Origin of the sequence: Nocardia fusca NBRC 14340, from assembly GCF_001618425.1 — a bacterium.
Taxonomy (GTDB): domain Bacteria; phylum Actinomycetota; class Actinomycetes; order Mycobacteriales; family Mycobacteriaceae; genus Nocardia; species Nocardia fusca.
In genome coordinates, this window is the sequence record NZ_BDCU01000008.1 from 273,699 (window position 1) to 292,368 (window position 18,670).

At 67.1% G+C, this 18,670-nt stretch carries 19 protein-coding genes; 13 read left to right on the top strand and 6 right to left on the bottom strand.

Annotation, left to right across the window (positions count from 1 at the left end):
* Nucleotides 1-107 precede the first annotated feature (107 nt).
* Genes NF4_RS02730 through pknB form a run of 6 tightly spaced genes read left to right on the top strand, consistent with a single transcriptional unit; the run spans nucleotide 108 to nucleotide 8,456 of the window.
* Nucleotides 108-575 carry an FHA domain-containing protein FhaB/FipA gene (locus NF4_RS02730; protein WP_030524421.1) on the top strand — a complete coding sequence of 156 codons (468 nt, stop codon included), beginning with the start codon at nucleotides 108-110 and terminating at the stop codon, nucleotides 573-575.
* Nucleotides 572-2,074 (top strand): PP2C family protein-serine/threonine phosphatase, encoded by a 1,503-nt coding sequence (locus tag NF4_RS02735; RefSeq protein WP_063125682.1) that lies wholly within the window; start codon nucleotides 572-574, stop codon nucleotides 2,072-2,074. The genes NF4_RS02730 and NF4_RS02735 overlap by 4 nt, the downstream gene beginning before the upstream one ends.
* Nucleotides 2,074-3,552, top strand: coding sequence for an FtsW/RodA/SpoVE family cell cycle protein (locus NF4_RS02740; protein ID WP_063125683.1), 1,479 nt, complete (start codon nucleotides 2,074-2,076; stop codon nucleotides 3,550-3,552). The genes NF4_RS02735 and NF4_RS02740 overlap by 1 nt, the downstream gene beginning before the upstream one ends.
* Nucleotides 3,549-5,015 carry a peptidoglycan D,D-transpeptidase FtsI family protein gene (locus NF4_RS02745; RefSeq protein WP_063125684.1) on the top strand — a complete coding sequence of 489 codons (1,467 nt, stop codon included), beginning with the start codon at nucleotides 3,549-3,551 and terminating at the stop codon, nucleotides 5,013-5,015. The genes NF4_RS02740 and NF4_RS02745 overlap by 4 nt, the downstream gene beginning before the upstream one ends.
* 37 nt (nucleotides 5,016-5,052) lie before the next feature.
* A complete protein-coding gene (locus NF4_RS02750; protein ID WP_063125685.1) occupies nucleotides 5,053-6,552 on the top strand; it encodes a serine/threonine-protein kinase in 1,500 nt (499 codons plus the stop codon).
* Nucleotides 6,549-8,456: a Stk1 family PASTA domain-containing Ser/Thr kinase gene (gene pknB, locus NF4_RS02755; protein WP_063125686.1), complete on the top strand. Its 1,908-nt coding sequence runs from the start codon at nucleotides 6,549-6,551 to the stop codon at nucleotides 8,454-8,456. The genes NF4_RS02750 and pknB overlap by 4 nt, the downstream gene beginning before the upstream one ends.
* A 78-nt stretch (nucleotides 8,457-8,534) precedes the next feature.
* Here pknB and NF4_RS02760 read toward each other — a convergent pair whose 3' ends face one another.
* On the bottom strand, nucleotides 8,535-9,176 hold the full coding sequence (locus tag NF4_RS02760; RefSeq protein WP_063125687.1) for an aminodeoxychorismate/anthranilate synthase component II: 642 nt from the start codon (nucleotides 9,174-9,176) through the stop codon (nucleotides 8,535-8,537).
* 154 nt (nucleotides 9,177-9,330) lie between these two features.
* Between NF4_RS02760 and crgA the strand changes: the two genes are divergently transcribed.
* Both crgA and NF4_RS02770 read left to right on the top strand, forming a co-directional pair.
* Nucleotides 9,331-9,597, top strand: a complete 267-nt coding sequence (gene crgA / locus NF4_RS02765; protein ID WP_063125759.1) for a cell division protein CrgA — start codon at nucleotides 9,331-9,333, stop codon at nucleotides 9,595-9,597.
* A gap of 92 nt (nucleotides 9,598-9,689) precedes the next feature.
* The gene (locus NF4_RS02770) at nucleotides 9,690-10,151 is read left to right on the top strand and encodes a PH domain-containing protein (RefSeq protein ID WP_063125688.1); all 462 of its coding nucleotides are present in this window, start codon (nucleotides 9,690-9,692) and stop codon (nucleotides 10,149-10,151) included.
* Between the two features lie 116 nt (nucleotides 10,152-10,267).
* Here the strand turns inward: NF4_RS02770 and NF4_RS02775 are convergent, their stop codons facing one another.
* Nucleotides 10,268-11,149 carry a rhomboid family intramembrane serine protease gene (locus NF4_RS02775; protein WP_439956722.1) on the bottom strand — a complete coding sequence of 294 codons (882 nt, stop codon included), beginning with the start codon at nucleotides 11,147-11,149 and terminating at the stop codon, nucleotides 10,268-10,270.
* Nucleotides 11,150-11,336: 187 nt separating this feature from the next.
* On the opposite strand from NF4_RS02775, the gene NF4_RS02780 reads away from it, so the two are divergent.
* Nucleotides 11,337-11,561 (top strand): hypothetical protein, encoded by a 225-nt coding sequence (locus tag NF4_RS02780; RefSeq protein WP_063125689.1) that lies wholly within the window; start codon nucleotides 11,337-11,339, stop codon nucleotides 11,559-11,561.
* On the opposite strand, the gene NF4_RS02785 is transcribed toward NF4_RS02780, so the two are convergent.
* Nucleotides 11,551-12,345 carry an ABC transporter permease gene (locus tag NF4_RS02785; protein WP_063125761.1) on the bottom strand — a complete coding sequence of 265 codons (795 nt, stop codon included), beginning with the start codon at nucleotides 12,343-12,345 and terminating at the stop codon, nucleotides 11,551-11,553. The genes NF4_RS02780 and NF4_RS02785 overlap by 11 nt on opposite strands.
* A gap of 59 nt (nucleotides 12,346-12,404) precedes the next feature.
* Nucleotides 12,405-13,499 (bottom strand): ATP-binding cassette domain-containing protein, encoded by a 1,095-nt coding sequence (locus tag NF4_RS02790; protein WP_084532804.1) that lies wholly within the window; start codon nucleotides 13,497-13,499, stop codon nucleotides 12,405-12,407.
* An 873-nt stretch (nucleotides 13,500-14,372) separates the two neighbouring features.
* On the opposite strand from NF4_RS02790, the gene NF4_RS02795 reads away from it, so the two are divergent.
* Entirely contained in the window at nucleotides 14,373-15,278 is a 906-nt protein-coding gene (locus tag NF4_RS02795) for an oxygenase MpaB family protein (protein WP_063125690.1), read from the top strand.
* Between the two features lie 88 nt (nucleotides 15,279-15,366).
* Nucleotides 15,367-15,876, top strand: coding sequence for an acyl-CoA thioesterase (locus NF4_RS02800; RefSeq protein WP_063125691.1), 510 nt, complete (start codon nucleotides 15,367-15,369; stop codon nucleotides 15,874-15,876).
* Here NF4_RS02800 and NF4_RS02805 read toward each other — a convergent pair.
* Entirely contained in the window at nucleotides 15,873-16,172 is a 300-nt protein-coding gene (locus NF4_RS02805) for a cold-shock protein (protein WP_269749575.1), read from the bottom strand. The genes NF4_RS02800 and NF4_RS02805 overlap by 4 nt on opposite strands.
* Before the next feature lie 112 nt (nucleotides 16,173-16,284).
* Here NF4_RS02805 and NF4_RS02810 point away from each other — a divergent pair, with 112 nt between their 5' ends.
* Together NF4_RS02810 and NF4_RS02815 are read left to right on the top strand one after the other, a co-directional pair.
* Entirely contained in the window at nucleotides 16,285-16,926 is a 642-nt protein-coding gene (locus NF4_RS02810) for a class I SAM-dependent methyltransferase (RefSeq protein ID WP_063125693.1), read from the top strand.
* Between the two features lie 155 nt (nucleotides 16,927-17,081).
* Nucleotides 17,082-17,615 carry a helix-turn-helix domain-containing protein gene (locus NF4_RS02815; protein ID WP_063125694.1) on the top strand — a complete coding sequence of 178 codons (534 nt, stop codon included), beginning with the start codon at nucleotides 17,082-17,084 and terminating at the stop codon, nucleotides 17,613-17,615.
* 25 nt (nucleotides 17,616-17,640) lie between these two features.
* Here NF4_RS02815 and NF4_RS02820 read toward each other — a convergent pair whose 3' ends face one another.
* Nucleotides 17,641-18,549 (bottom strand): NAD(P)-dependent oxidoreductase, encoded by a 909-nt coding sequence (locus tag NF4_RS02820; protein ID WP_269749577.1) that lies wholly within the window; start codon nucleotides 18,547-18,549, stop codon nucleotides 17,641-17,643.
* Between the last annotated feature and the right edge of the window lie 121 nt (nucleotides 18,550-18,670).

Sequence of the window (18,670 nt, forward strand, 5' to 3'; positions counted from 1 at the left end):
ACACACGCGCGGCACCGCACAGCGGTCCGCCGGGACGAGCATCGCAGTGGGGTGGGTCGCACCACGCCTACAGCACCGACACACGGTCGAACAGGAGGTGGAGCGCCGTGCAGGGATTGATCTTGCAGTTGACCCGTGCCGGGTTCCTCCTGCTGCTGTGGCTGTTCGTGTGGGCAATCCTGCGTACCCTCCGCAGTGATATCTACGCGGCCTCCGGCAAACGACTGCAGACCCGGGGACCGCGCGGTTCCGCGGTGCTGCCGTCCATGCGCCGAGGCCAGAAGGGCGCCAAATATCTTGTGGTGACTCAAGGTTCTCTCGCCGGTACCCGCATAACGCTCGGTACCCAACCGGTGCTGATCGGCCGTGCGGACGATTCCACGCTGGTGCTCACCGATGATTACGCCTCCACCCGACATGCCCGGCTGTCCCTACGCGGTGACGACTGGTACGTCGAAGACCTCGGCTCGACCAACGGTACCTACCTGGATCGTGCCAAAGTCACTACCGCAGTCCGCGTTCCGCTCGGCACTCCTGTCCGGGTCGGCAAGACAGTGATCGAGCTCCGATCGTGACACTTGTTCTCCGCTACGCAGCGCGCAGCGACCGCGGCCTGGTCCGCGCCAACAACGAAGATTCCGTCTACGCCGGCGCCCGCCTGCTGGCCCTTGCCGACGGCATGGGTGGCCACGCGGCCGGCGAAGTGGCGTCGCAACTGATGATCGCCGCGCTGGCGCATCTGGACGACGACGAACCGGGCGAGGATCTGCTCGGCAAACTGAACCGGGCCACCCACGCCGGTAATGCCGCCATCGCCGAACAGGTCGAGGAAGAGCCCGAACTCGACGGTATGGGCACCACGCTCACCGCCATCCTGTTCGCCGGCAAGAAACTCGGCATGGTCCATATCGGCGACTCGCGCGCCTATATGTTGCGCGACGGCGAACTCGCCCAGATCACCCGCGACGACACGTTCGTCCAGTCGCTGGTGGACGAGGGCCGGATCACCGCGGAACAGGCTCATACTCATCCGCAGCGCTCGCTGATCATGCGCGCGCTCACCGGTAACGAGATCGAGCCGACCCTGGTGATGCGCGAGGCCCGGGCCGGGGACCGCTATCTGCTCTGCTCGGACGGTCTGTCCGATGTGGTGAGCGACGAGACCATCGCCAACACCATGCGTGAGGGCAGTACCGACGAATGCGCCGACCGGCTCATCGAGCTCGCGCTGCGCAGCGGTGGGCCGGACAATGTGACCGTCGTCGTCGCCGATGTCATCGATCTCGACTACGGCCAGAGTCATCCGATCGTGGCCGGCGCCGCGTCCGGCGAAGCCGAGGACAACCCGCCGCCGAATACCGCGGCCGGGCGGGCCGCCGCGATGCGCCCACCGGCCGCCGCCCCGCGCCGGGCCGCCGGTGAACCCGAGCCGCAACCGAAGAAATCCCACAAACTGCGCTGGCTGTTGCTGGCGGTCGCCCTCGTACTCGCGGTGGTGGTCGGTCTGGTCGTCGGCTACAAGATGATCCGGACCAACTACTACGTCGGGGCGGACAACGACAGTGTCGTGGTCATGCAGGGGCTGCCCGGGTCGATCCTGGGCTACTCGATCCACGATGTGAACCTGATCGGCTGCGTCACCGCCAAGGGCGAACTCGGCCTCGTCGATAGCGGCGCCGCGCTGCCGCAGGGCTGCCGGGTTCTGAAGGTCAGCGATCTGGAACAGACCGGCCGTGACCAGGTCGAGCGCGGGCTGCCGCCCGGCACCCTGGACAAGGCCCGCGAGCAGATGGCCGTACTGGCCGACCGTGAGCTGCTGCCGGTGTGCAAGAAGAACGCCTCGGCCGCGCAGCCGGGCGTGGTCACCACCACCCCGGCCCCTGCCCCCGCTCCGGCGGCACCCGCGCCGACGCCCACCGACGCGGCTCCGCCCGCCCCGGCCAACCAGCCGCCCGCGCCCGGCGCCAACGGGGAGAACCCCGCGCCGCCCGCATCTCCGACCACCACCGTCCCGGCTCCGACGACCACCGCTCAGCCCCAGATCGCCGGGGAGAACTGCCGGGTGACGGACTGATGTCCGCACCGGCACCACCGTCCGCCGGGGCTTTTCCGAGTCCCCCGGGCGGTTTCGCTCCGGCGCCGTCGCCGACGACCCGGCGCAATACCGAGCTCGTGCTGCTCGGATTCGCGGCGCTGATCACCACCGCCGCACTGGCACTGGTGGAAGCGAGCCAGGAAGAATCGCTGACCTGGGATATCGCCAAGCTCGGCTTGGCCTATCTCGGTCTCTTCGCCGTCGCGCACCTGGCGGTACGCCGTTTCGCCCCCTACACCGATCCACTGCTGCTGCCGATCGTGGCGCTGCTCAACGGCGTCGGCCTGGTGCTGATCCACCGGCTCGATCTGGCCGATCAGCAGACCGCCGCCTACAACTCCTGGGAGATCCCCTCCCCCGACGCGAACCAGCAGATCCTGTGGACCGCGCTGGGCATCGTCTTGTTCGTCGGGATCCTGCTGGTGCTGCGCGACTACCGCACGCTGGCCAAATACGCCTACACGCTCGGTCTCGTCGGATTGGTGGCGCTCGCGATCCCCGCGATCCTGCCCAGTTCGCTGTCCGAGGTCAACGGCGCCAAGATCTGGATCCGGCTGCCCGGTCTCAGCCTGCAACCGGGCGAATTCGCGAAGATCCTGTTGATCATCTTTTTCGCCTCGGTGCTGGTCTCGAAACGGGAGCTGTTCACCGCGGCCGGGCGGCACTTCCTCGGCATGGAGTTCCCGCGGGCCCGCGATATGGGTCCGATCCTGGCCGTGTGGATCGTGTGCATCGGTGTCCTGGTGTTCGAGAAGGACCTCGGCACGTCGCTGCTGATCTTCAGCACGGTCCTGGTGATGCTCTACATCGCCACCGAACGCGTGGGCTGGCTGCTGATCGGCGGCGGCCTGCTCGTCCTCGGTTTCGTGTTCGCCTACCAGATGTTCGGGCACGTCCGGGTACGCGTGGAGACCTGGCTGCATCCGTTCGACGACTACAACAACACCGGCTACCAGATCGTGCAGTCGCTGTTCGGCCTGGCCACCGGTGGTCTGGCGGGTACCGGCCTGGGTGCCGGGCGGCCGTCGCAGGTGCCGTTCGCCAAAACCGACTTCATCGTGACGACCATCGGCGAGGAACTCGGTCTCATCGGCCTGACCGCGATCCTGATCCTCTTCCTGGTGCTGGTGCTGCGCGGTATGCGCACCGCGCTGGCCATCCGGGACAGTTTCGGCAAACTGCTCGCGGCCGGGCTCTCGTTCACCATCGCCATCCAGGTCTTCGTGGTGGTGGGCGGAGTGACCAAGCTGATCCCGCTGACCGGTCTGACGACGCCGTTCGTCTCCTACGGCGGTTCCTCGCTGCTGGCGAACTATGTGCTGATCGCCCTGCTCATCAAGATCTCCGACGCGGCTCGCGAACCCGCGCCGGCCCGCCGCCGCGAACCCGCCCCGGCGCCGCTGGCGGAAGCGCAGACAGTGATGGTGTCACGACGGCAAGGGGGTCTGCAGCGTTGAACACACCATTACGCCGCGTCGCCATGGCGGTCATGGTGATGATCGTCGCCCTGCTGCTCAACGCGACCTACGTGCAGGTCATCAAGGCCGACGACTATCGCGCCGACCCCCGTAACTCGCGGGTGCTGCTCGACGAGTACTCCCGCCAGCGCGGCCAGATCTCGGCCGGCGGCACCGTGCTGGCCAGTTCGGTGGCCACCGACGACCGCTACAAATATCTGCGCGTCTACCCGACCGATCCGCAGGCCTACGCCCCGATCACCGGTTTCTACTCCATGCAGTACGGCAGCACCGGACTGGAACGGGCCGAGGATCCGGTGCTCAACGGTTCGGACGCCCAGCTCTTCGGCAGCCGGCTGGTCGACCTGGTCTCCGGTCGTGACCCCCGCGGCGGCAATGTCGTCACCACCATCGATCCGGTGATGCAGCAGGTCGCCTACAACGAACTGACCAGCAAGGGCTACACCGGCTCGGTGGTGGCGATCGAACCCAGCACCGGCAAGATCCTGACCATGGTGTCCACCCCCAGCTACGACCCGAACCTGCTGTCCGGGCACGACGGCGCCCAGGGCACCCAGGCCTGGGAGGATCTCGGCGCCGACGAGAACCAGCCGATGCTCAACCGCGCGATCTCGCAGACCTACCCGCCCGGTTCCACCTTCAAGGTGGTCGTCACGGCGGCCGCGCTGTCCAACGGGAAGGCGAATCCGCAGTCCCAGTTCACTGCGGCGCCCAACATCACCCTGCCGGGCACGAGCACGACCCTGGAGAACTACAACGGCTCGACCTGCGGATCCGGTGCCACCGCCACCCTCTACGAGGCGTTCCGGCGGTCGTGCAACACCGCGTTCGTGGAGCTCGGCGTCGATGTCGGGGCGGCAGCGCTGGAAGACGAGGCCGCGGCATTCGGTATCGGACCGCATCGCGGGATCCCGATGCCGGTCGCCGAGAGCACCGTGGGCAATATCCCGGACAACGCCGCTCTCGCGCAGAGCAGTATCGGCCAGCGTGATGTCGCGCTCACCCCGCTCGACAACGCTGTGATCGCCGCTACCGTGGCCAACGGCGGTGTCCGGATGGAGCCCTACCTGGTCGACCAGTTGCAGAACCCGGATCTGAGCGAGCTGTCCACCACCGAGCCGGTCTCGGTCGGCCAGGCCGTGAGCGCCGAGGTAGCGTCTACGCTGACCGACCTGATGGTCGCCTCGGAGGAGAACACCGCGGGCAGCGGCGGAACGTCCTATCGGATCGCATCGAAGACCGGTACGGCCGAACACGGCGCCGATCCACGGAACACCCCACCGCATGCCTGGTACATAGCCTTCGCGCCCGCCGAGAACCCGAAGATCGCCATCGCGGTCATCGTGGAGAACGGCGGTGACCGGGCGCTGGCGGCAACAGGTGGGTCGGTCGCCGCGCCGGTCGCCCGGGCGGTACTGGACGCAGGTCTGCGAGGTCGCTGAACGAGATGGATGTGCGAGTGAATCTGCGGGGAACCCGATGCTGACAAACGGCGCGTTGATCGCGGACCGCTACCGGCTGCAGCGGCTGATCGCGACCGGTGGGATGGGCCAGGTCTGGGAAGCCCTGGACACCCGGCTGGATCGCCGGGTCGCCGTGAAGGTCCTCAAATCGGAGTTCTCCGCGGACCCGACCTTCCGGCACCGGTTCCGCACCGAGGCCAAAACCACCGCGCAGCTGAACCATTCCGGTATCGCGGGTATCTACGACTACGGCGAGACCTACGACCCCCAGGGCGGCGAAACCGCCTACCTGGTGATGGAACTGGTCCAGGGTGAGCCGCTCAACACCGTGTTGAACCGGCTCGGCCGCCTATCGGTGGCCCAGGGTTTGGACCTGCTGGAACAGACCGGCCGCGCACTCCAGGTCGCGCATCTGGCCGGCGTGGTGCATCGCGATGTGAAACCGGGAAATATCCTGGTCACCCCCACCGGCCAGGTGAAGATCACCGATTTCGGTATCGCCAAGGCGGTCGATGCCTCTCCGGTCACCAAGACCGGCATGGTGATGGGCACCGCGCAGTACATCGCGCCCGAGCAGGCGGTCGGTGAGGATGCCACCGCGGCCAGCGATGTGTACTCCCTCGGCGTCGTCGGATACGAGGCGCTCGCGGGGCAGCGGCCGTTCACCGGAGATGGTGCGCTCACCGTCGCGATGAAACACGTCCGCGAAGTGCCGCCGCCGATGCCCACCGACCTGCCGCCGAATGTGCGCGAACTGGTCGAGATCACGCTGGCCAAGGACCCGGCCCAGCGCTACGCCGACGGCGGTGAATTCGCCGAGGCGGTCGCCGCGGTGCGCTCGGGTCGCCGCCCGCCCCCGCCCCGCAATCTCCCGGTGGCCGGGCCCACCAGCGTGATCGCGGCTCCTCCGCAGCCGGGTTACGACGAGACCGCGACCGTCCGGTACAACACACCTCCCGCCGCCATGGCCGGACCGGCGACCACATACGACCGCGGCGCGCACGACCCCGGCGACGACGACTACCGCGACAACGCCGGTGGCGGCCTACTCAACAAGAACCAGAAGTGGATGATCGCGCTCGGTATCGGCGCGCTGCTCCTGGGCGGTGCCGTGGTGTGGCTGCTGTTCGGCGGGGACACCAACCCGGAGGGAACTCCGCCGGTCACCTCGTCCACGGCACCCACCACCCGCCCGCTGCCGGCCCCGGTCACCACCACCTACGAAGTGACCGAGCCCCCGGTATGGACGCCACCCGTGGAGCCCACCACCACCGCGCCGCCGGCCGCGACGACCACCACACCGCCGCAGCCCTCGACCACGACGACTCAGCCGCCGACCACCACCACTTCGGCGGCGCCGAGCACCACCGAGACGACGGCGAGCGAAGAGACCACCGGTGAGGAAGAGGAGACCACCACGCGTCGCCGCCCGCCGGTCCCGACGATCGATATCCCCTTCCCGGGGAACCCTGTCAACAACCTCGCGCCGGACCTTAATTTGCAAGGACAGCCATGACGACCCCGAAGAATCTCTCCTCTCGCTACGAGCTGGGCGAGATCATCGGGTTCGGCGGTATGTCCGAGGTCCACAAAGCACGCGATCTGCGGCTCAACCGCGATGTCGCGATCAAGGTGTTGCGCGCCGACCTGGCCCGGGACCCCACGTTCTATCTGCGCTTCAAACGTGAGGCGCAGAACGCCGCGGCGCTGAACCATCCGGCCATCGTGGCGGTCTACGACACCGGCGAAGCCGAGATCGACGGCGGACCACTGCCGTTCATCGTGATGGAGTACGTGGAAGGTGACACGCTGCGCGATATCGTGCGCAACGAGGGACCGCTGCCGCCCCGGCGCGCGATGGAGGTCGTCGCCGATGTGTGCGCGGCGCTCGATTTCAGCCACAGGGCCGGGATCGTGCACCGCGATATGAAGCCCGCCAACATCATGATCAACCGTGCCGGTGCGGTGAAGGTGATGGATTTCGGTATCGCCCGTGCGATCGCCGACGCCGCCAATCCGATGACCGCCACCGCGGCCGTGATCGGCACCGCTCAGTATCTGTCTCCCGAGCAGGCGCGCGGCGAGACGGTGGACGCCCGGTCCGACGTCTACTCGGTCGGTTGTGTGCTGTTCGAAATCCTCACCGGACAGCCCCCGTTCACCGGTGACTCCCCGGTCGCCGTCGCCTATCAGCACGTCCGGGAGGATCCCCGGTTACCCTCGCTCGTCTACGAGGGGGTGCCGCGGGAACTGGACTCGGTGGTGCTCGAGGCAATGGCCAAGAATCCGGCCAATCGCTATCAGAGCGCGGCGGAGATGCGCGCGGATCTGATCCGGGTGCTGGGCGGTCAGAAACCCGGCGCGCCGATGGTGATGACCGACGAGGACCGCACCACCATGCTCGGCCCCGCGGACGGTTCCGGCCGTGGCTATCGCGGCGACGAGGACGACGACTACGACGATTACGGACACGACTCCGGGGACCGTTCCCGCCGTACGGCCTATATCGCGGCGGGTGTGGTCGCTGCGGTGGTGGCGGCCTTCGGGCTGTTCTGGATGTTACTCGGCCCGGGCAGCAGACCCGATCAGGTGGCCGTCCCGGACCTGTCCAACACCTCCGCCACCGAGGCCCAGAAGAAGCTCGATTCGCTCGGCTTCGATGTGGCCGTCCAGGAGAAACCCGACGGCAAGATCAGTGCCGGCAATGTGATCGCTACCCAGCCGCTGGGCGGCTCGCGCGCCGACGAGGGCAGCACCATCACCGTGCAGGTGTCCACCGGTCCGCAGCAGGTGCCGGTCCCCCGGCTCACCGGCCTGTCCCAGCAGGACGCCGAACAGGAACTCAACAACGCCGGTCTCCAGACCAACCCGGACGTGAAGCGGGAACCGTCCAGCGCGCAGGACAAGGACAAGGTGATCGGGCAGGATCCTTCGCCCGGTATCGAGATGGACGCGGGTAGTCAGATCACGCTGACCATCGGCACCGGTCCCAGGCAGGTCCGCGTCACCGAGGTGGTCGGCCAGCTGATCGATGTGGCCCAGCCGAACCTCGAGGGCGCCGGCTTCAAGATCGTGATCGAGCAGGTCCAGTCGGCTCGACCGCGCGGCGAGGTCCTCTCCACCAGCCCGGCCGGCGGTTCGACGGCCGACGAGGGTTCCACGATCACGGTCCAGGTGGCGCAGAGCGATCGGATCGCGATGCCGAACCTGGTGGGGCTCACCACCGCGGAGGTCGTGGACAAGCTGCGCGAAAGCGGCTGGCAGGGCAGCGCGAACCAGGTCCGTCAGATCACGCAGATCACGCTGAACTCCGACCAGGCCGGCAAGGTTCTCAGCCAGCAGCCCTCGGCCGGAACCACTGTGCCGTCGTCGACGACGGTGACGGTCAATACCGGTGTAGCGCCACTGGGACCACCCTGATCCGCTGCCGGGCACGGCCCGGCGATTCGGCAGGATACGAAACCGGGCGGCCGTGAATCGGCCGCCCGGTTTCGTATATCAGACGGCCAGAGAGGCGACCTCCGCTTCCAGCATCTGTACCAACCCCTCCTGGGGGCGCTCGCCGCAGACCTCCAGCCAGTTCGCCAGCATCCGGTGCCCGCCCTGGGTGAGGACCGATTCCGGATGGAACTGCACACCGTGGATCGGCAGTTCGTGATGGCGCAGGGCCATCACGATCCCGGTCTCGGTGCGGCCGATGACGTCGAATTCGGGCGGGAGCGTCTTTTCCACCACGGTGAGCGAGTGATAGCGGGTGGCGGTGAACGGATCGGGCAGCCCGGCCAGGACTCCGGTACCGATATGGAAGACCGAACTGGTCTTCCCGTGCAGCAGTTCCGGAGCCCGGGTCACCGTGGCGCCGAAGGCCGCGCCGATGGCCTGGTGGCCGAGGCAGACGCCCAGCAGCGGGGTCTCCCGGTCGGCACAGGCACGTACCAGGTCGATACTGGCGCCCGCGCGTTCCGGGGTGCCGGGGCCGGGGCTGATCAGGATTCCGTCGAAATCGCCGGCCACGGCCGTCGGGTCCGCCAATTCCGGGTCGTCGTTACGCCAGACCACTGCCTCGACGCCGAGCTGGCCCAGATACTGGACCAGGTTGAAGACGAAGCTGTCGTAGTTGTCGACGACCAGTACACGCATGCCCAAAGATTACGTGTTCGCACGCCGGCGCACCCGGTCCGGCCTGCGATTGCGCCACAATCGGCCACGCGGACTGTACGGCCGCTGGGCATCACACCGATTACCTGGTGGGATAGCCTTGGAAGACGACCTGCACGCTGAACACGAGGACATCATGCCCAAGTCGAAGGTCCGGAAGAAGACCGACTACACGATCAACCCCGCCAGCCGTACGCCGGTGAAGGTGAAGGCAGTCGGTCCGTCGCCTGTCTGGTACGTCACCATCATGCTGGGCTTCATGCTCGCGGGCCTGGTCTGGCTACTGGTCTACTACCTCGCGGCCGACCAGATCAGCTGGATGAGCAACCTCAATGCCTGGAACTTCCTGATCGGGTTCGGGCTGATGGTGGTGGGTCTGATCATGACGATGCGCTGGCGCTAGCGGCGCCTTGCCCGGGTTACACCGGTGTAATTAATGCACACCTGTGGATAACTCTGTGGATAACCCTCGACCTCAGATGGAGGTATACCCGCGTGCAGCCCGAGCGCACCGAACCCTGTCTCGCCTGGACGACACCCCTGCCCGCGTTGATCGCGGCGGTCGGCGGCGGGGTCGTCCTCGCGGTCGCGGCGGTACTGACTACCGAGCTGCCCGGCAAATTCATGCTCGGGGTGGCCGCGCTGGTACTGCTGGGACTCGCCGCACTCGGAATGCGGCAGCGACCACGGCTCTCGGTGGTGCCGGGCGAGAACCCGCGGCTGGTGCTGCGCACACTCACCGGCGTCACCGAATACACCCGTGATCAGATCCTGCGGGCGCGGGTGGTCGGCTACCGCCGCCTGGGCCGGAAATCGCCGATGCTGGAGATCGACGTGGACCATCTGGGATCCGAACGGCTGCTGATCTTCGGCCGCTGGGATCTGGGCACGAGCCCCGAGGATGTCTACGACGCGGTGCGGACGGAACTGCGGTTGCACGGCGACGCCGCGCGCTGAGAGCCCCGGCGGGCCACCTCGTGGTCGCACGAACCGCGCGAGCCCGAATGTTTCACGTTGAACATGCCGGGGCCCGCGAAGCCCACGCCCCGGAGCCTCGGCGCTGTACGTCCGGCTCAGCGCAGCGAAACCGCCGCGAGCACTATCACCGCCACAGCCGCCACCGCCAGGGCTGCCAGCGCGAACACCCCGACCAGCCGGGCCCGCTCCGGCGTCCGAACCCGCACCCAGGCGGGCAGGAACATGATGCCGAGCGTCGCCAGGGTGCCCGCGGCCAGGCCGCCCAGGTGACCCCACAGCGAGATACCGGGTAGCGAGAAGCTGATGAACACGTTGATCGCGATCAGGATCAACATATTGTTCGGGTTCTGCCGCAGCCGGATCAGCACGATCGTGATCGCGCCGAACAAGCCGTACACCGCGCCCGAGGCCCCGGCCGTGAGACTGTCCTGGGCCAGCAGCATCACCGCGGCCGATCCGCCGAGCAACGAGATGAGATATACGGCCAGGTAGCGGGCCCTGCCCAGCACCAGTTCGATATCGCGGCCGACGATATACAGCGCGAACATGTTCAGCAGCAGGTGGATCAGCCCGTAGTGCAGGAACCCGGAACCGAGCACGCGGAACCAGTCGCCGCCGGCCACCGCGGGTGGGTACATGACCCAATCCACGAACAGCGCCGATCCGCGCTCGTTCTCCATCACGCTGCGTGACTGCGCCGCGGTCACGGCGTAGACCAGAATATTGAGCGCGATCAGGGTGTAGGTGACGAACGGGACCGAACTGCGGGCCGCGGCCGAACCCGATACGGTCCGCACCTGCGGTGTGCTGCGCTGATCGGCGCGCACACAATCGACACAGTGTTGGCCGACCGAGGCGGGACGCAGGCATTCCGGGCACGCCGGACGTCCGCAGCGGGTACAGGACAGACCGGTCCGGCGATCGGCGTGCCGGACACACACCTGAGCCGGCGTCGAGGGCTGCTGGGGGTTCACCACGGCCTCCGCTTCGTTGCCGGAGCTGTTTCGCGGCGCGCTCCCCAGCCGGCCGGGCGTGTCTTACTCACCAGCCCATCGTGCCATGCGAGCCCGCGGTACGTAGCTCGCCGCTTCCGCACCCGCGGTCGGCGACGGTGCCCTGACCTGCCGGTCTGCGTTATCCGCCGGGCTGTGCCAGAGTTGAGCCATGAGCTCGAGGCCACTGCGTCCATCCAGTCGTTCGCGCTATCGGTTGCTGGCCGCCGCCGCGGTGGCGGCGGCGGGCGGTACCGCGTGGCTGGTGCGCAGCAAGCGCCCGCAACCACCCGAACCGGCCTCGGCGCCGCCCCGGATCGGCTATACGCGCAACGGCGCCGCGGTGGCCTCGGACGATCCCGAAGCCACCACGGACCGACCTGCTCTCAGCGACTGACGGTCTTGCGATACTGCCGCAGCGCCAGCGGTACGAAGACGGCCAGGATGATGACCACCCAGACCAGGGTGGTCGCCACCGGGTGGCGCATCGACCACGCGGTGGATTCCGCGGTGAGCGGGGCGGTATTACCGAACAGTTCCCGGGATGCCTGGGTGAGCGCCGATACCGGATTCCATTCGGCGAAAACGCGCAGCGGTGTCGGCAGTTCGTCCATCGGCACGAAGGTGTTGGCCAGGAAGGTGAGCGGGAAGATCACCATGAAACTGGCGTTGTTGAACACCTCGGGCGTACGCACGATCAGGCCGACCACGGCCATGATCCAGGAGATCGCGTAGGCGAACAGCAGTAGCAGGACGTAGGCCAGGATCGCGTCCACGACCGACCCGCGGATCCGCCAGCCGACCACCAGCCCGGTCAGTGACATGACCACCAGGCTGACCACGTTGATCACCACATCGCTGACCGTGCGCCCGATCAGTACCGAGGACGGGGCCATGGGCAGCGAGCGGAACCGATCGATGATGCCCTTCTGCATATCCTCGGCGAGGCTGAGCCCGGTGAACGTGGACCCGAACACCACCGTCTGCACGAAAATGCCCGCGATCAGGAATTCGCGGTAACCGCCCTCCATACCGGGGACCTTGATGGCGGTACCGAAGATATAGGCGAACAGCAGGACGAACATGATCGGCGAGAGGGTGCTGAAGATCAGCACGTCGGGCACTCGCTTTATCTTGATCACATTGCGCTTGGTGACGGTCAGACTGTCGCTGACCACCATGGACAGCCGCTCGACCAAGGTGGGGTTCTCCCCGATATCGCCGACGGTCGCCAGCGCGGTCATCTGCTTCTTCCTTCCATCGCCTCGATTGCTTCCACTTCGCGCGCCGGGTCGGATTCCTCGGGCCTGTCCGCTTCGGGGACCGCGCCGGGGCGTCCGCCGCCACCGGCCTTTCCGCCCTGCCCGTATTCGCCGGCATCATCGGCCGTTTCCTCGGCCTCGTGCCCGGTGAGCGTGAGGAACACATCGTCGAGCGAGGGGCGGCGCAACCCGACGTCCTGGATCCGCACACCCTCGTCGCTCAGCTTTCCGATGGCGGCGACCAGCGCCTGGGATCCGTCGCTGACCGGCACCACCAGTCGGCGCAGCCCGGGTTCGACATGGATTTCACCGTCGGCCAGCGGCGCGAGCGCTCGCTGGGCGACGGCCAGATTGTCGGTGTGGTCGACGGTCAACTCGATCCGGTCGCCTCCGACCATGCTCTTCAATTCGTCGGCGGTGCCGCGGGCGATCACCTGGCCCCGGTCGATGACCGCGATGGCATCGGCGAGTCGGTCGGCCTCTTCCATGTACTGGGTCGTCAGCAGCAGGGTGGTGCCGCCGGCGACGAGCTCCTCGATGACATCCCAGAGGTCCAGCCGAGCTCGCGGGTCCAGACCCGTGGTGGGTTCGTCGAGGAACAGCACCGGCGGGTTGGCCACCAGCGCCCCGGCCAGGTCCAGCCGCCGGCGCATACCGCCGGAATAGCCGCGGACCGGGCGGTCGGCGGCATCACTGAGACGGAACCTCTCCAGTAGCTCGCGCGCGCGTTCCTTACTGCGCCGCGTGCCCATGTGGTACAGCCGCCCAACCATCTCCAGGTTCTCGAAACCGGTCAGATACTCGTCGACCGCCGCGTACTGCCCCGAGGCCCCGATTCGTGAGCGCAGCGCACGCGGCCGGGCGAGTACGTCGATCCCGGCGACGGTCGCCCGGCCGGCGTCGGGCACCAGCAGCGTGGTGAGCACTCGTACGGTGGTGGTCTTACCGGCTCCGTTGGGTCCCAGAAGCGCGGTGACCGTGCCTTCGGGCACAGTCAGATCGAGACCGTCGAGTGCGCGCACCCGGCGGCCGTAGTGTTTGACGAGACCCTCGGCGACTATTGCGTCGGGCATGATTCTCCTGAACTGAGTGATCGACAAGGACGAGTCGTATATCGCCGGTGGCGGGCCACCGACCTCAGGCGCTTCGGCCGCCGGCCGATACCGTGCAGTATCGTCGCCGCCACCGACGTTTTCATCCGATTTATCCGGTTCTCCGGCACCCTCCCCCACAATGCACAAGGCCGCATCCCGGACCGGACGTGCTCGGGGTAGCCGAGACGGGATGCGACCGCTCTGGTATTCATCGCGCCGGGTCGCGAAATTTCGCACAGCGCACTACTCGATTCGGTTTCCGCGGCTACTGGATCCCGCTCCGGAGCACGACAGTCGAGGTGGCCGTGCGCACGCTCACAGTGCACAGGGGCATAGTGCCAGCGGGGTCCGACAAGTAGGCCCGGGCAGCACTCGGTGCGCGCCCCGCGCACCCGTGTTCCGCCGGGCGGAATACACCCGTCCAGTGGGACGATTCCATTGGGCTGCAACAATTTTGGACACTCGCACCCGCAGTGCACCGACCCACGCACGGCGCTGTGATCTGCACCGAAAAAAGTTCGAAACTCTTGGGCCCCTTATGGGCGCATTTTCGCGATATCGCGTAGGATCGTTTCCGTCGGCCCCTCCCCCCCGGGCCGACCTTACGCGGGCCTCGGCTAACTCCCCCCCTTCGCCGAGGCCCGCTCTCATATCCGGGTTCGGCCGTCACAGGACAACCCGAACCCCACTCCCCGTCTTCAGGTACCGCGTTCCGCTGCGCGAACACCGCTCGCTGCCGAACCCCGCCCCGGCCACCGTTCGGGATGCCGCGCGAATCTTTCTACGCAATGATGAGAGACTTGCAGTATCATCGTCTCATCAGATCGATGCAGTAGATCAAGGGAGATCCGCATGACCGCGTCCGTCGCAGCCACCGACACGCACGCTCCGGTGGAGCGCCGTCCCTTCGGTCCCGGCACCCGTACCTGGGAGGAAACCGGCCTGATCACCTTCTCCCTCACCGCGGGCTCGGCCTTCCTCCTGCAGACCATGGAACCCACCATCTCCGCGGTGGTCGATGCCCACTCCACCTTCCGCACCGACCCGATCGGCCGCGCGGTGCGCAGCCTCTCGGCGGTGATGATGTGGACCTACGGCGGCGAGGAATCGCTGGGCGAGACCGACCGGCTACGCAAAATGCACGCCACCCTCAACACCACCGACGCCAAAGGCGTCCGGCACACCGCGCTGTCCAGCGGCCCGTGGGCCTGGGTGCTGCACACCGGCACTTTCGCCTTCTCCGAAAACGCGAAGTACTTCTCGAAGCGTCCGCTCACCGCGGCGGAGAAAGAGGATTACTACCGCGAAGCCCTGCAGCTGATGCGTAACTTCTCGGTACCGCCCAAGGAACTGCCGGCGACCTACGCCGATTTCGAGAAGTTCTTCGCCGACCAGGTCGAGAACCATCTGGAGGCCACCCAGACCGCGAAGGACTACCTGAAGGTCATCCGGACGATCGCCCCGCCCGCCCAGCTGCCGGGGGCGCTGCACCCGGTGTGGCGGGTGCTGACCGGTCCGTTCGGGCGGATGCAGTACTTCGTCACAGTAGGCACCACACCGGAAACGGCCCGCCGCAAACTCGGTCTCACCTGGAGCGAATCCGACGAACGCAAACTACGGATCCTCGGCTGGTTCCTCGCCCGGCTGGTGCCGCTGTTGCCGGAGCGGCTGCGGTACTTCCCCATCGCCTACGAGGCCCGCAGGCTCGAACGCGACAAGGCGCGGCTGCGCAAGGTCATCGACGTGCGGCCGCTCTGAAGCCAGGGGTGACGACGGCCCCGGATCCCACGGATCCGGGGCTGTTCTTCGTGCCGATACACTGCGCCGGAACGAGGAGGAGCTGATCATGACCGGGACGATTTCGATTCCCAGCTACGAGCAGGTGGTGACGCTGCCCCGCGAACTGGGCCCGCTCACGGTCCCGGAGGCATACCGCGACGAGAACGACCATATGAACGTCACGCACTATTTCGCGTTGTGCGTCTCGGCCGCGACCGGAGTCTTCGAACGGGCCGGGATCACCGACGAATACCGTGCCACCCGGGGTGCCGGGTTCTTCACCGGTGAACACCACATCCGGTACTACTCCGAAAACCGGATCGGCGAACAGATTTCGGTCCACATACGCGGAGTCGACCGTTCGGACAAGGTCGTACACGCCATGGCACTACTGGTCAACGACAGCACCCGGCGGCTCAGTTGCACCCTCGAGCTCATCGCTGTCCACGTCGATCTGCGCAGCCGTACGGCCGCGGCGTTCGCCGCCGATACCGCGGCCGCACTCGACCGGGAACTGGCGCCCACCGCGGTGGACTGGCCGGCCCCGGTCTGTGGCGCCATGCGAGTCCGGCGCTAACGCCGGCTCTGCCCGCCGCCCGGGGCGGTATCGGGTAGCCCGGCACCGGCCTCCGGCCGGACCGTCACCGCCTCGTGCCCGCGGGGCCGGGCAGTGCTGACGAACAGCACCGGCTGGCCCGCGTGCAGGGTGCGATAGCCGTCGGTCTCTATGCACCGATACTCGACGAACACCTGATCGGTTCCGTCGTCGGGTTTGATGTAGCCGAAGCCCTTCTCCGAGTCGAACCAGAAGACCCGCCCGCGTCTCCAGTCCGATCCGTCGATCCCGGCCCCGCTGAAATCCATAGCAGGCATTACCAGGTCTTCTCCCTCGTCTGTGCAGGGTCGACACCACCAAAGCTACGCCCCGGCACCGCGAACGTCACGACCGCTGTCGGGTTCCGGCCCGGACACTACTGTCTTTCCGGTGACCGAATCCTGTTTTCTCTCTCGTACCCGCGCCGGTTACGACGCGATCGCCACCGCCTACGCCGAGCATGCGGCCGGTGAAATGGACAGGCGATTCTGGGATCGAGCGGTACTCACCGCGTTCGCCGAGTCGGTCGGTGATTCGGGTCCGGTCGCCGATATCGGATGCGGCCCGGGCCGGATCGCCGCTCATCTGGCGGCGCAAGGGATCCGGGTGCACGGAATTGACCTGTCCCCGGCGATGGTGGAACTGGCGCGGAACACCTATCCGGAGATCGATTTCGAGGTGGGATCCATGACCGCGCTCGATATCCCCGACGGCTCGCGGGCCGGTGTGGTGGCCTGGTATTCCCTCATCCACATCCCGGCGACCGAACGCGGCGGTGTGCTCGCCGAGTTCCGGCGGGTACTGCGTCCCGGCGGCAAACTGCTGCTGGCCTTCCAGTCGGGTACCGGCATCCTGCATCTGGACGAGGGCTACGGGCATGCCATATCGCTGGACTTCCACCGCATCTCGACCGACGAGCTCGCCGACGCCCTCGCGGCGGCGGGTTTCACCGTCGAGTTGCGGCTCGACCGCAGCGCCGAGACCGGGGAGCGGACCACGCAGGCCTACATGATGGCGACCCGCTCGAGTTGATAGGACCCGCTTTTCTATCCAAACGATGCTCCACAACATCATTTCGATAGACATCAGATTGATCATTTCACCCCGGAAAGCCCACCGACTACGTCTTCGTGCGCTACATCGAAACGATATTTGACGGCATCATTTCGATAGACCACCCTGGTCAGGTGGTGATCAAGAAGAACCCGCTCGGCCCCACAGGCGATACTGTGCGCGCGAACGTCCTGCGGTATCGCAATCGGATGAACCTCGGCTATGCCGATCTGGCCCGCCGGCTCGAGGCCATCGGGCGGCCGATCCCGGTACTCGGCCTGTCCCGGATCGAACGGGGTGAGCGCCGGGTGGACGTGGACGATCTGATCGCACTGGCGGTCGCGCTCGGCGTCTCACCGACCAGTTTGCTGCTCCCGGATACCTCCACGGCCGACGAGTCCGTGGCAGCCACCGGAATCGACGGCACGGCAGCCGATCTGCTCGGCTGGCTCCGCCTGTACACGCCGTCGGCACATATCGGTAGGCCGTCCGGCGAGCGCTTCGTCCGAGACGCCATCAGGTTCATCGCCGAGGCCCGGCCGCGCTGGGATATCGAGAGCCTGACCCTGGAACAGCTTCCGGGCGTGGACCATATGGAGTACGCCGCCGAGATCGCCGAGAAGGCGCGGCTGGCGAATCCGGCAGCGCAGCCCGGCCCCCGCGGGTAGCGGGGGGCCGGGCCCGGCCGAGACCCTATGCGGAGGCGCCGCCACGCATCATCTCGAAAACGGGCACCGGACGTCCGGCCTGCTCACTCGCGCTCCGCGCCCGGCGCCACAATCCCTGTGCCGCACGGGAAAGGGTGGCGTCCACACCGACCTCGGTACTGGCATCGATGATGTGCTGCGCTCCCGCGTCCATCATCGCGAACGCAGCGAGATCACCCCAGCCACCGGCCTTCGCCGCCGCGGCGTACTCGGTCATGAAGAACGGGTACGCCTCGCTGGACCGCACGGCGTACGGCAGGAACTGGTCGATATCGACACCGGAGCGGTCGATCACGGCGAGCGCCTGGTCGAAGGCGAGCATCCACGGATGGAAGACAGTGAGCAGCGCCTGATAGAAGACCTGCGCCAGACCGTCGTCCACCCCGAGGTACTCCTGCGGACTCAGCGGCCGGAGCAGTTCGGCATGCGCGTCGAAGACCTCCCGTGGTCCGCTGTAGAACACATACGAGGCCGGGTGCGCGATATTGTCGCCCGCGGACATGAAACCGCCGGAAAGGAATTCGGCGCCCTGTTCACGCACCCACGCGGCGCCCTTCCGCGCATTGTCCGGGGAGTCGGAGGACAGATTGGCGATCACCTTGCCGGACAGGCTGCCGGCCGCCGGGCCGAGTACGTCGTACATCGCCGCGTAGTGGGTCAGGCTGAGCACGGTCACCTCGTTGGCTTCCAGCGCTTCGGCCACGGTCGCGGCACGTTTCGCGCCCTCGGCCACCATCTCCTCGGCCTTGTCGCCGCTGCGATTCCAGACGGTGACCTCGATACCGGCGGCGAGGAATGCCCGTACCATCGCCCGGCCCATCGGCCCCAGCCCGATAACACTGACGGACCGGATCTTCTCCTGAGACATTCGATGTCCTTCTCGGTTGTGGTTCAGCTGGTTGCGGCGCCGATACCGATGCTGGTCACGCGGGTAGAGTCACACAAGAACGCACCTGCGGATGTGGTTGCTTACCGCCAGGTCCGTAACGAGGTCAGGAGGAGAAGGTGACCGACGT